The organism is Congregibacter sp., assembly GCF_965662665.1.
Lineage (GTDB): Bacteria > Pseudomonadota > Gammaproteobacteria > Pseudomonadales > Halieaceae > Congregibacter.
Genome location: NZ_CBFIIF010000020.1, coordinates 1 through 12457 on the forward strand (window position 1 = coordinate 1; position 12457 = coordinate 12457).

Annotated in this window: 10 protein-coding genes and 1 tRNA gene; 4 read left to right on the top strand and 7 right to left on the bottom strand. The window is 54.8% G+C overall.

All coding sequences use genetic code 11. The features are described from left to right. A partial coding sequence (locus ACTG39_RS09455) for a Sir2 family NAD-dependent protein deacetylase (RefSeq protein ID WP_439107301.1) occupies positions 1 to 487 on the bottom strand: 487 nt, incomplete at its 3' end. Positions 488 to 594: 107 nt separating this feature from the next. On the opposite strand from ACTG39_RS09455, the gene ACTG39_RS09460 reads away from it, so the two are divergent. Continuing rightward, positions 595 to 1476: a TIGR01777 family oxidoreductase gene (locus ACTG39_RS09460; protein WP_439107302.1), complete on the top strand. Its 882-nt coding sequence runs from the start codon at positions 595 to 597 to the stop codon at positions 1474 to 1476. 40 nt (positions 1477 to 1516) lie between these two features. Here ACTG39_RS09460 and ACTG39_RS09465 read toward each other — a convergent pair whose 3' ends face one another. Beyond that, on the bottom strand, positions 1517 to 2815 hold the full coding sequence (locus ACTG39_RS09465) for a sigma-70 family RNA polymerase sigma factor (RefSeq protein WP_439107303.1): 1299 nt from the start codon (positions 2813 to 2815) through the stop codon (positions 1517 to 1519). A gap of 176 nt (positions 2816 to 2991) precedes the next feature. On the opposite strand from ACTG39_RS09465, the gene ACTG39_RS09470 reads away from it, so the two are divergent. After that, positions 2992 to 4011 (top strand): MerR family transcriptional regulator, encoded by a 1020-nt coding sequence (locus tag ACTG39_RS09470; RefSeq protein WP_439107304.1) that lies wholly within the window; start codon positions 2992 to 2994, stop codon positions 4009 to 4011. Positions 4012 to 4095: 84 nt separating this feature from the next. Here the strand turns inward: ACTG39_RS09470 and ACTG39_RS09475 are convergent, their stop codons facing one another. From ACTG39_RS09475 to ACTG39_RS09490, 4 genes are all read right to left on the bottom strand, one after another. Further along, positions 4096 to 4731: an exosortase H-associated membrane protein gene (locus tag ACTG39_RS09475; RefSeq protein WP_439107305.1), complete on the bottom strand. Its 636-nt coding sequence runs from the start codon at positions 4729 to 4731 to the stop codon at positions 4096 to 4098. Continuing rightward, positions 4728 to 5222, bottom strand: a complete 495-nt coding sequence (gene xrtH, locus ACTG39_RS09480; RefSeq protein WP_439107306.1) for an exosortase H — start codon at positions 5220 to 5222, stop codon at positions 4728 to 4730. The genes ACTG39_RS09475 and xrtH overlap by 4 nt, the downstream gene beginning before the upstream one ends. A 36-nt stretch (positions 5223 to 5258) precedes the next feature. Then, complete coding sequence (locus ACTG39_RS09485; RefSeq protein ID WP_439107307.1) at positions 5259 to 6608, bottom strand: sodium-dependent transporter; 1350 nt, start codon at positions 6606 to 6608, stop codon at positions 5259 to 5261. A gap of 63 nt (positions 6609 to 6671) precedes the next feature. Continuing rightward, a complete protein-coding gene (locus ACTG39_RS09490) occupies positions 6672 to 9506 on the bottom strand; it encodes an AsmA family protein (protein ID WP_439107308.1) in 2835 nt (944 codons plus the stop codon). Positions 9507 to 9626: 120 nt separating this feature from the next. Here ACTG39_RS09490 and ACTG39_RS09495 point away from each other — a divergent pair. Continuing rightward, a tRNA-Leu gene (locus tag ACTG39_RS09495) sits at positions 9627 to 9714 on the top strand. 419 nt (positions 9715 to 10133) lie between these two features. Continuing rightward, positions 10134 to 11873: a vanadium-dependent haloperoxidase gene (locus ACTG39_RS09500; protein WP_439107309.1), complete on the top strand. Its 1740-nt coding sequence runs from the start codon at positions 10134 to 10136 to the stop codon at positions 11871 to 11873. 228 nt (positions 11874 to 12101) lie between these two features. Here ACTG39_RS09500 and ACTG39_RS09505 read toward each other — a convergent pair whose 3' ends face one another. After that, positions 12102 to 12365 carry a hypothetical protein gene (locus tag ACTG39_RS09505; RefSeq protein WP_439107310.1) on the bottom strand — a complete coding sequence of 88 codons (264 nt, stop codon included), beginning with the start codon at positions 12363 to 12365 and terminating at the stop codon, positions 12102 to 12104. Positions 12366 to 12457: the final 92 nt, after the last annotated feature.

Consider the following 12457-nt stretch of genomic DNA (forward strand, 5'->3'; position numbering starts at 1 on the left):
TCGCTGACACCGTGCCGTGATTAATGCCAGGGTTGAGTCGCTCTAAATCAGCCTGCAGAAGATCGCGGCTCACCAGGGTCTTGCATCCCAAACAGATGACGCGATCGAGACGGCCATGTAGATCCGTAACTTTGCTGCTACCGGCGCGCTGATGTAGGCGATCGACGTTCTGTGTGACGATATGGGTGATGAGGCCTTCACGCTCCAGTTTCGCCAAAAGCCTATGTCCAGAGGTGGGTCTGGCATCGCGCACCGCGGGCCAGCCCAGCAGGGATCGTCCCCAGTAACGCTGCCTTTGGCGTGAGTCCCCGAGAAATTGCTGATGGGTGATCGGCGCGCTGCGCAACCAAGTGCCTTTGCGGTCACGGTAGGTGGGAATACCCGTGGCAACACTGATCCCCGCGCCGGTTATCACGAGTGCCGGCAAGGCGTTCAACAGCGCGATGACAAAGTTCTGGTCTGCTCGAGGTAGTGGAAGGGTGCTCATACAGACATGATACGTGGAGTTGAAGCTGTGCGGATTGCCTGTCCAGTTTTTGATCTAAATGGGCGCTGGAGGGGTAAGTATCATGAGTTTATCTAAGGAATGTTGTTATGCGTGTTTTGCTTACGGGTGGTACCGGGTTTATTGGTGAGGCCCTGGTTCCTGCACTGCTGGAGAAAGGGTACACCGTTTGCGTACTTAGCCGTCGGCCTGCGCCGGCTGAATCAGCGAAGGTCGAGTATGTTCAAACGCTGGATGCCATCACCGAAAGCATCGACGCAGTTATAAACCTGGCCGGTGCTTCCCTGGCGGCAAAACGTTGGAGTGTCGCGTACAAAAAAGAAATCGTTGGTAGTCGTCTGGAGTTGACCCGAGAGTTGGGAGAATACTTTCGCAAGTCAGGAGATGCCCCTTCCGTTTGGCTCAATGCCAGTGCTATCGGCTATTACGGCTCTCGCGGCGACGAGGAGCTCAATGAGTCCTCAACGGCTGGAGAGGGCTTTTCCGCGCAGCTTTGTCGGGATTGGGAGGCCGCAGCTGCAGAGGCCGCCGGTGATGCAAGGCTGTGCCTTATGCGGCTAGGCGTTGTCCTGGACGCCGGGGGCGGGGCTTATCCCCAAATGGCTCAGCCATTCAAAATGGGATTGGCGAACTGGATTGGCGATGGCCGACAGTGGCTTAGTTGGATACACCGCGATGATGTGGTCTCGGCGTTTTGTTACGCCTTGGACAACGCCGAGATCATGGGCCCGCTGAACGTCACGGCGCCGAACCCGACCACCAGTCGAGGATTTTGCGACGCGATGCGAATGGTTCATCGAACGCTGCTCGCGCTGCCCATGCCCGGATTTGTGATGCGAGCCATGGTGGGTGAAATGGCCGACGAACTGCTCGTCAGCGGACAGAGAGTTTTACCCGCCAGCTTAGAGGTCTCGGGCTTTAGCTTTGCACTTCCCACCCTAAATGCAGCACTTGAAGCAATAGAGTCATAACAGCGAGGTCTGTTAGCCAATCCCCCAGGGAATTGGCTTGTCAGTTGGCTGCGTCGATGTAGTCCGAAAACGCAGCGCGTATACGCTCGTTACCGCTCAGCTTCTTTAGTGCCGCACGCTCCAGCTGGCGAACCCACTCTCGGCTTACGGACATACGGTCAGCGATCTCTGCTCTGGATAGAGGCGGGCCGTCGTGAAGACCCCAGCGTGCGATGACGACCTCACGCTCTGCTTGATCCAGTCCCTGCATTTCTAAAATCAGTCGGTCGTGGAGGGATTCGGTTTCTGCTTCTGCCTCTGACGCCCCAAAGGGACCACCGCTGATAGTATCCAGTAGGGTACCGTCATCATCGTCGTATTGCGGAGCATCCAGTGATACGCCGAGATTGCGAAGTTGCAGCAGGTCACGCGTTTTCTCAAGGCTCAAGCCCGCAGCGTTTGCCAGAGCGGCATCACCGGGCTCTTCTCCCGTGCGCTGCTTTTCTGTAATGCGCAGACGATAGAGTTTATTGACCTGCTCCTGGACGTGAGTGGGATAGCGAATCAACCCACCCGTGTCACCCACGTGCCGTCGGATGGCCTGGGTGATCCAGTTGAAGCAGTAGGTACTGAACCTAAATCCCTTGCTGTGATCGTATTTCTCAGCGGCACGAATCAGACCCAGGGTACCTTCCTGAATGAGATCCAGGTAATTCACTCCTTTTCCTCGATAGCGGCCCGCAATGGAGTAAACAAGACGCAAGTTGTGCATAGTCAGCGTATCTCGGGCATCAGAGTAGCGCTCTAGGCACTCTATGAGCTCATCGCGCAATGGCGCACTAAGAGACTCTTTGGGCCGCTTGTCCGTATGTGTCCAGAAGGTTCCCCACTGCTGAAGCGCGTCCGCAACGCTGTCTTGAAGAACCACGCCATCTATTCGTAAGACGACGGTCGCAATGCCAACCACCAGACTGGCCGGTAACTCGAGATCACTCATCCGCTGATCCAGGGTGCGCGTTGTTCGGTTTTTTTGCAGTGCCGTGTGGAACGCTTCCATGCGATCCGCCTGTTTACCGTCAGCCATGTAGCTGGCTAATTCCCGGCGAAGGATGAAGTGGTGCTCCCGATTTGAGAAGTAGGCGATATCCAGCGGGGTGAGAGCGGTGTTGCTGCTCCAGGTGCGCAGGTAGTGTCGGGATACCGAGCTATGTGTCAGCAGCTTTTGTATTGCGTTCACGGCCGACCATTTATCACCATCAATGGTCTTTTCCTGATCTGCGGTGAGCAGCGGATACCGCCGCGCCTCGGAGAACAAACGCTCCAAATCCCGGTCTTCAGTTTCTACAGCAAGCGATTGCAATGGGTATACCTCGATGACTTGATCTCTAGGTATACGGCAGCTTGTCGCGGTTTGGATACCTCTAAATGCGAATTGTCCGGGTATCTCTGCGACAAAAAATAGACACAGGGGCTGCCTGCTGAGATCTAGTACAGCTTTTGTCGCGTAACTACCCTGAATTCTATCGAGATCGCCCTATGAACGCAGCGCTGTTTGAACCCCGTCCACTCTATGGTATCGGCACCGTAGCCCGCCTCACAGGGCTGAAGCCCGACACGCTCCGAGTCTGGGAGCGCCGTTACGGTTTAGGCGCCAGTCATAAGTCAGCGACGGGGCGTCGCCAGTACACCCAGTCTGATCTTGAGCATCTACAGCTCATAGCGTCTCTGGTGGGTGATGGTGCACGGATAGGCGAGATAGCCAAGTCGGAGCGGAAGACGCTGGAGCTGTTACTGCGCCAGCGCGGCGTGCGGGCACGCAATGACGATGCCGCAATCAAGCCACGAGCGGTCTTCGTCGGCGTTGCTCTATGCGACTGGTTGGACAAACACCAGGGGTGCGTGAGTAATGTGAATGCCCATCTGGCGCGTACCGAGCTTGCAGAGATTAGCGTTGGGGCTTTTGAAGCCTTGGAGCACACCGATGTGTTAGTGGTTGAATGCGGTTCTCTGGGAAGTGCGCAGGTTGCACGGTTGCAGGAGCTTCAAAAATCCAAGCTGGCATCTCGAATAATCGTCGCGTATCGCTTTGGAAACAGTCACTGGCTCGAAGAGCTTCAGAAGTCCGAAATCGCCGTTATGAGCTTTCCCCCGGATTCTGGGCAACTCGCTTTTGAAATAGCGCGAGGGGTTGCTGAAGCGGCAGTACACGTTGGCGAAACCAATCTGGGTGAACTCATGTCCGGCAAAGAGCGGCAGTTTAACGCGGCAGAGTTGTCAGCCGCGGCCAATCTGAAAAGCACGCTCGATTGCGAATGTCCCAAACACATTTCTGATCTCATAACGGCGCTGGCGAATTTTGAAGAGTATTCGGCTTCTTGCTCTATTGATAACTGGCACGATGCAGCAGTGCATTCCTGCATCTACGCTTACACAGGGCAAGCGCGGCATCTTATGGAGAAGGCCTTGCAAGCAGTTTTAGAAGATCGCGGGGTCGAGTTCAAAGCAGAGCTCAATCGACAGGCAGCCGCGGTAGGGGGGTTACGCGATGTCGGCTGATGCTCCCCGCTTACCCTGCCGAGGATGCACGGCAAGTTGCGCCAACTATGCCCATTGCAATGGCAAACCCTGGCTTATGCGTAATCAGATTCTTGCGTCTTCAGCCTTGGCTGGCCTCAGCGCTTCTGGGAGCAAGCCGAGAAAAGCCGGCGAGTCCTTGGCGGTGTAAGCCCAGAGAATTACCGGGGCGAGGGGCGGCACCATGAGAGTCGAAAACTGATAGAGCAGGGCGATAGCGTCGCTAGGAGGTACTGCCTCGTTGTCCATGAAATGGCTGCCCAAGCCCAGCATCAAGTCCTTGAGCGCTGTGCTGATTAAGCCGAGAGCCAATAGAGCCCAAAGTCCCAGAAGACACCAGGCAAACTTCTCCCAGCTCGCGCGCATCGGCGTTGCGAAGTGTAGGGCGGCAAAAAAGGGAATTGAGTAGGAGAGCGTGCGGGTATTGATCGTATACCCCAGCTGATTTCCTGCGGCTGCGGCACTCATAATGCGTCCGCCATCTTCTCCGAAGTTCGCCAAGATCAGCATGTCCGTTCCCTGCAGATTGATGCTGGCAATGGTGTTTCCAAGCCATCCGAGCAGCACAGGCTCAACCACTAACAGAGCGGGGGCGGCGACAAAGGCTCCCAGAAAGTGCCATGCGACAAAACATGCCGGTAACAGTGCGAACACCGCGAGGGCAAAGCGCAGTAGGGGACGCTTTTCCAGGAAGATAATCACGCGGGGGCTGGTTCGCTTCGGGTGAGGTACCGCAGGTACAGCATGAACACCACCAGGACATCTAGCATGATGAGTACGGGCCATAGGTATAGATGGGTCCACGTAAACGCATCTATGTTCCACTGTCCCAAATAGAACAGACTAATGATGCGGGCGATGTTCATGACCTGAATCGCCAAAAAACCCAGCAAAATAGCCACAGCTTTGCGCTTGGCGCTGGCCGGGAACGCCAGTACACCGGCAATGAGAACGATAGCTGCTTCGACGCCATTGCAACCCGCTTCTATGGATACAGCAAATCCCGTCTGGGTGTGGCTGATAATCCTGCCGCTGGCGCGAACGTGCTCATCAAAGGGAATAATGATTGCTGCGCTGACATCAGCCAGCCACCCCGTGAACGGTTGAATGACGGCGGCCTGCACGGGGTCAAGCAGTTCCAGAGTGAACAAACCAAGAAGAATAGCGGTAAACAGAATCACAAATCGGCGCATATCTTACGGCTCAGAATTCCCGGACGGACTCGATACTTAGCGCAGGGACTGCACAAAAATTAGCAAAATAATTGCGGGGCATACCAGGCGTAAGTGCCAGGGCCAAATCTTCCAGAACCAACCTTCGGCAATCTCAGGGGCTCCCTTTTTGAGTTCAGCCAGGACTGAGTCACGATGCCATATCCACCCAACGTAGATACAGAACACAAAGCCCAGGAGTGGTTGGCTATACCGCGTAGTGAACGCGATCACCAATCCAAACAAAGTCCCAAAATTCAACAAAATGACCAAGCTAACCAAGGCGATTGCAAAGCCGATGCCTGTGACCGCTTTAAGACGCCCCACACCGTGATTCTCTATGGTGTAGGCCACCGGTACCTCTAGCATGGAGATCGATGAGGTAAGCGCTGCAATGCTCATCAAGAAAAAGAAGGTCAGCGAGACCACTCCGCCGGCCATCCCCATATTCGAAAACAGTTCGGGAAGCACTGTGAAGATCAAAGTGTCTTCAGAAAGCAGTGTGCCGTTGGCTGCAAAGATCTCGACCCCGTTGTTGAGTGCAACATACATCGCAGGTAACACCAGAAAGCCGGCGAGTACGGCAATGCCAATGTCGACGGCCGTTACCATGCCTCCTGCGACCGGCAGATTCTCTTTGTCACTGATGTAAGAGCCGTAAATCAGCATGGTGCCAACGCCCAACGACAACGAAAAGAAAGCCGATCCCAGGGCCTTGATGATCAACTGTGGCGAGAGCGCGCTTTCAAAGTCCGGCATTAGATACACCCGCAGTCCCTCGCTCGCGCCGTCAAGGGTAAGCACATACGCTACCAGTGTAAAGAGAGTGATGAGCAACAGGGGCATAAGGCGGCTCGACCAGCGTTCAATACCGTCACGAACGCCCGCAGAGATGATTGCGATGGTGAGCCCCATGAACAGCATCATGAATATGACGTTGCGCGACAGTGAAAAGCCTACGAGCCACTGCGCCGCGCCGTCTTCGCCCAAGAGGGCTGCCAGTGAAGCTAAACAATGAGCAATCATCCATCCCGCGACAATGGCATAAAAACTTAGAATCAGGCTTGCGACAATAAATCCGACAATACCTGCAGTTGCTCCTATGTGTTGGAATACTGCTTTGTCGCTGGTGCCCTTGAGCGCAGTAACAGCGTTAGCGTGGGCATGACGCCCAAGAACCAGTTCAGCCATCAGTGCCGGATAGGCTAGTACAAAGGCCAATAGAAGATAAACAATAAGAAACGCGGCGCCACCGTTGCTGGCAGCCTGAGTGGGGAAGCCCCAGATGTTTCCCAGACCTACGGCACTGCCTGCAGCCGCCATGATGAAGCCAAAACGTGAAGAAAACTCGCCCCGAGCCTGCGCCATTTTTGTTGTAGATTCCTAGCTTGGAGGCAGCGAGTGTAGCACGGCGCAAACGCACAGAGTTGCTCAGTATCCCGGTGTTGTGCAGGGGCGATTAAGATCGTCCGGACCGTCTAGACCAAAGAGTTTCAGGGTCAGGCTGGGGAGGAGCAGTAGGGCTTGGGCCGACAAATCAGCGCTGGCCTGCAGTGCAGAAACGCTAAGTTCAGGGTTGTTTAAATCCCCTCCAAGACGAACAGCGCTGGGAAACTGGATTGCTCGAGATTTTGATCGAGGCTCGATCCGTACATCCAGGGAGTTTTGGGGCAGGTCGATAGATGCTTTACCCGTCGCCAGCATGCGAGGTGTTTCAATGTAGAGGCTATCGCTGCGTGCTACGCCACCCTTGATATCAAATTGAGCCATGCTGCAGTCGAAGGTTGTGGTCTTTTCGGCAGCGCCTTTTACCAACCATGCGAGAAGATTACTCATGAGCAGGTCGTAGGCTGCGCCACTGACCGTGACATCACTGAGCGCTGTGGACATGCGGCCCTGAAGATTGCTTCGCCATGCATCACTGTTAGTTCCCCGCGTTACAAGCCCCCCCTGAAAGCTAAGAGAGCCGGTAACAGTTTGCTGCAGCCCAAGGTCTTTGGTGAGCGCTCCCAGAGGGACTCTAATACCTCGTCCAGCGAAGCTGATCGCGGGCGGCGTCACCGTGCTATCGATACTGCCACGCGCAATGAGTTCTCCGTCGCCATAGCGTGTATCCAGTTCTCGAAGTATGAGTCGTCCAGGCTCTGCATCCAAAGCCAGGCTCAGGTCTGCAAGCTCTGTCATGGGGCCTGTCACTGTACCGCTGCGCAGCGTTAATGAGAGGGGGAACTCCGGTAGTGATCTATTGAAGCTTTGAATGTCTGTGGTTTGATCCATCGCGTGAGTGTCCTGGCCCGTGTCGCGCAGAACAAAGTCGCTCAAATGAAGTGTCGGGGTGTAAAAGTCGATGGCCAGGCGCTCTAGCCTTCGGCGGTCAACATCGCCGCTCAAAACCCCCTGAATGTGGGTGCTCCCCATGGTGATGTCCGAGAGCATAGTCAGGTAGCCGGGTCGAAGGCGCATGCGGGCTTGGACTTTTTGAGGCGCACTTGCCAGGGGACTGATGGCGTCCCAGGCTCGCTCATCGCGTGCGCGTAAGCGCAGGTCAAGATCGGCGGAGATGTCCTCATCAAACAGGTCTGCCGTACCGTGCACCTCGGCAACGATGCCAGGAAAGACGTCGCCCGTGAGATGCACCTCGGAAAGACGAAGGGTATCCGCGGCGCGTAATAAGAGGGCTTCTCCGTTTATCGGTCCCAGGTTTACGGGCAGCTGGACATCGAAGGTTTCCAGTAGGGCTGAGGATAGAAACTCATCGAGATCTACCTTTATAGCAAGTCCCCGGGCGCGAGGCAGGTCGGCTATCGCTCCGCTGGCACTAAGAGTCCCCGGGCCTTGCCTGTCTGTCACTTGCAGTTCTATGACCGGAGCTGAAAAAACATTCTCTCGCCACAACAGTCGGCTTTTGCCGTTAACGCTGAACTGTCTGTTTGTTACTAGCAACTCATTGAGGTCAATACGGAGCTCATTCGCGTTGCCCTGCGCTGTCCCGGTAAAAGTAGCGGTCGCTCCGGTCAACCCGGTTGTGTCGGCTAAGTCTTTAGCCAGCGATCCTGTGCTTACTAAGAGTTCACCCAGATCGCCTATGCGGCCATCGACTTTTACGCGCGCGGTTTGTTCGGGGGACAGGCTGCCAAGTTCGGAGAGCTGCAGTGTTTGAGACTGGCTCGTGAGGCTCAGTCGGGTGTCTCCCAATCCGTAGAGGACGAGTGCAGCTCGCTGGATCAGTGGTGCCTCAAGGGACCCCGCAATATCCATTTCTACTTCGCTACGCAAAAGGATTTGGCCGAGAGCACCCTCCAGTGGTACCAGCGCATCCATTTCCTGCGCAGAGCCTTTGGCCCTGAGTTTCAAGCTGATTTCATCGGCTTGGAGCTTTTCGATCTGTCCGTGAGCTGTAAACTCGTAAGCGTCGTTATTGCTCAGTCCAATCTCATCCAGGGACAGGGTATAAGTGCTGAGATCACCGTTGAGGGTTCCTTTCACCGAGAGGTTTCCGGCAAAGGGATACGCATTGGCATCGAGCGCGCCCAGAAAATCACTGACGCGTTCATAGCGTCCCTCCACGCGGAGCTCGTAGCGCAGGTCCGCAGCGACAGCGTCCACGTAACCAGCAGCGCGCAGTTGAGAATCTTCTTCCAGGCCAGAAATCAGAGCGTCCAGCTCCAGTCGGTGACTGTCGCCGCGGGTTTTCCAAATTGCCTGGGCATCCAACAGGACGCTTCTATTGGCAACACTTGCTGCGGCGTCGAGGTCTATGCTGCCAGCAAGGTTTCTGCTCGCCCGCACGTCGTAGAGTGGGAAGATCCACAAGGTCTCGCTTTGCGATATGAGATGCACCGATGCTATGTCGATGCTCTTTGGCAGCCGAGAGAGTGGAGCGAGGAGGGCTTCCATATCAATGGGAGCGTCACTGCTTTCATCATCGAGATAGTAGGTGACGTTGTCAGCGCTAAACTCACCTCGGGTAATGTCCCCCAGCAGCAGTTCGCGAAGCGACATGGCGAGACTGGCGCGCTGGATAGAGATCAGGGGTGGACCTCGCTCCTTGCTGTAATTGACCAGCAAAAGTTCTGCCTGAAACTCAAAGGGTGCCCACTGCAGTCTGGGAGATGCCAGCTCCAGGGTGTAAGGCGAGAAAGCTTCGGTAGCTCTCATCAGTACGCGTAGGGTAAATTCCGGGGAGGCTCGCATAGTCGCCGTGAAGGCAGCTACCGCCACCACTACGGCAAGAGTAAAAGTCAGCACAAAGCGAGAAAGCGTCACAGAATTCGCAGCAAGCGGGTCAGTGATTGGAGTCTAGCACCGTGATAGGAAAAATTAGCCCCAAGGGTGGCACGTCGGCGCGATCTGCATGCTAAAATCGCGCGCCTCACGACGCGCTACGCCCGGGTGGTGAAATTGGTAGACACAGGAGACTTAAAATCTCCCGACTATTGCAGTCGTGCCGGTTCGATTCCGGCCTCGGGCACCATATATACCCTTTCTTTATAGTTCCAACCGATATAGCTCTGTTTAGATTTTTGCTCGCTCGGTTTACGAAAAATCGGCGATGCACAATTTGCTCAAAGATACGGCACTTGATGTTGCCTGCCATGCCTTAGAGTGTCGGGGGCTTTGCTGTCTGCAATACGCCGCCCAAGGCGAATCCAGACAGTCTGATGGCTCGCTAGTTTGCTATTAGGTATTGCGATGGGCTTTGCTGTCGCCGAGCTGCTTATTGACCCAGTTACTATCTTAGTGTCAACCACTGGCATCTATGTTTAGAGAACCCCAAATCCGTAACTTCTATGTGTAACGAAAAGAGCGTACTGTCGATAGGTGTAGGGCAACGGCGTAGTTAATTTGCAGATCGATGTTTAACTGCCTTACCCCCGCATAATAGGAACGACAATGACAAAAACAAACGATCCGGACAGTTCGACGGTGAACTTATCAGATAGCGAAGGAGAAGCGAATTCACGACGCGGGTTCCTGAAAATAGGCGCAGGGGTTTTGACCACCGGCGCAGCGGGAGTCCTAACACCGCTTTCAGCGGTGGCAGACGATTTTAGTCGCAGCGATGCAGATTCCTCGGTTAGAAAACAAAGAGGGCCTAACAGACGCTCCATCGAAGCTCACTCCATCCGGGAGAGCGCAGCCGACCAGCACCTGTCCTACACCAGCGGGCTGGGCACACAGCTGGACAATGACGACGAGCAGCGATACGCCGACGAGCACTACTACGCAAGTTTCACGAAAACGCTGCCCAGTAATGAGTATGGCGAAGTTGTTCCTGAGGCATTTGAAGCATTGCAGACTGCAATGCGTACGGGTGAGCGCGCCGACTTTGATGCTATTGAGCTTGACCAAGATGCAGCACGCACCCTTGCTAATCCCCAGGGGGCGTTCCGGTATGAAGTCGCCGGACTGGACAGTCACGCTACCCGCATGCCGCCTTCGCACAGTTTTCGAAGTGCAGAGCTGGCAGGCGAGATGGGGGAGGTCTATTGGCAGGCGCTGACCCGTGATGTGCCGTTTAGTCAATATGACAATCATTCGTTGCTATGGGACGCAGTGTACGATCTCAATGTTTTCTCCGTGACTCCCGGTGTAGGCGGTAGCGTGGATTCCAGCACTATTTTTCGCGGAGAGACGCCGGGCGACCTGGTGGGGCCTTACATCAGTCAGTTTCTCTGGCAGCCCTTCAGCTTTGGTCCCATTGACGTCGTGCAGCAATACGAGGCGGGTTTGGCCGGTGTCGACTTCATGACGGACGGGAGCAACTGGCTTAACGTACAGCGTGGTGGGGCGCCCGGGGAGTTGCTTTCCTTCGGCCCTAAACGTTATATCAATGACAATCGAGCTCTGTCCGAGTATGTGCATCGCGACGTGCTTTACCAGGCGTATCTTAATGCCGCCTTGATCATCCTTGGGTACGGCGGTAACGCTATTGACTCCGGCAACCCCTACTTCAATGGGTCCACTGACAACCAGGGCGCATTTACCAGCCTCGGTGGTCCCTTTGTCATCGATCTGGTCAGTACCGCTGGTAACCTGGCTCTCAGCGGAGCCTGGTTTCAAAAGTGGCGCGTACATCGTTTGCTGCGCCCCGAAGCCTACGCTGGCCGGGTACACTTCGAAATAGAATCTACTCGCGATTACGAGCTTCATCGCGATATTCTGAACTCGGCTGCGCTCTCTAAGCTGTACGACCAGCAAGGCACTTACTTCTTGCCGTTGGCATACACCGAAGGCTCGCCAACGCATCCGTCCTACCCAGCAGGTCATGCCACTGTGGCAGGTTCGTGCGTCACCGTACTCAAGGCGTTCTTTAAGGAGGATTTTGTGATTCCGAATGCCGTGGTTTCAGACGACTACGGTTCACAGCTCTTAGATTATTACGCTTCCGATCTTACCGTAGGAGGCGAATTGAATAAGCTCGCTAACAACATAGCAATTGGTCGCGATGCAGCTGGGGTGCATTATCGGCAGGATGGCGTACAAGGTCTTGCGGTTGGTGAGCAGCAGGCGATAGCGCTGTTACAGGACAAGTCGCGAACATTACATGAGGCTGGCTTTGATGGCTTTACCTTGACTAAGTTCGACGGCAGGCGCATCAACATTAAGGATGGACAAGTAACTTTAGTCTGACGCTTTGCAAGTGAGTTTTGCGAAAACCGCACAAAGCCCGTTCTGACGGGCTTTGTGTTTTTTGGGCTTTCGCCTAGGAGCTGCCCATCAACCTGGTGCTTACCTCACTCATTTGCGAGATTCGAGAGAGCCTGCTCGTAGCCTTCCAACAAAGCCACCTCCATTTGCAGCAGCATGCCGAAGAAAGAGCCGAACTGCTCGATGAAAACCTCGTTGTCGAGCTCTATTCTATTGACGGTCTTCAGTGGGCGAGCCCTGATCGTCAGTGTCTACTTCAGCGCGATCAATCGTTTCAGCATTGTTTTCGTGAATCCGGGTTAGGTCCTCCAAGTTGGACTCTAACTCCAGGGCAACATTAGCCAACGCCGTTTCTGCGAGTTGGGCATACTCGCGCTCTTGCTGCCACTCACTGACACCTAGCGCCAACATGACCCCAAGTACGATAGAAAACACTTCAAGAAGAATGGTTTTTAATGATCTAGGATCTTTCATTCGCCCAGCCCACTGATAAGCGACGTTGATCAGTGCAGTCTACCTGTACCGTTGCACCCTGAGAATCACACGATGCAGACTGCCCGCAATTG

Coding starts and splice junctions, on each gene's coding strand:
- ACTG39_RS09460 (WP_439107302.1), top strand. CDS start 595: ATGCGTGTTTTGCTTACGGGTGGTACCGGGTTTATTGGTGAGGCCCTG.
- ACTG39_RS09470 (WP_439107304.1), top strand. CDS start 2,992: ATGAACGCAGCGCTGTTTGAACCCCGTCCACTCTATGGTATCGGCACC.
- xrtH (WP_439107306.1), bottom strand. CDS start 5,222: ATGCGCCGATTTGTGATTCTGTTTACCGCTATTCTTCTTGGTTTGTTC.
- ACTG39_RS09485 (WP_439107307.1), bottom strand. CDS start 6,608: ATGGCGCAGGCTCGGGGCGAGTTTTCTTCACGTTTTGGCTTCATCATG.
- ACTG39_RS09500 (WP_439107309.1), top strand. CDS start 10,134: ATGACAAAAACAAACGATCCGGACAGTTCGACGGTGAACTTATCAGAT.
- ACTG39_RS09505 (WP_439107310.1), bottom strand. CDS start 12,365: ATGAAAGATCCTAGATCATTAAAAACCATTCTTCTTGAAGTGTTTTCT.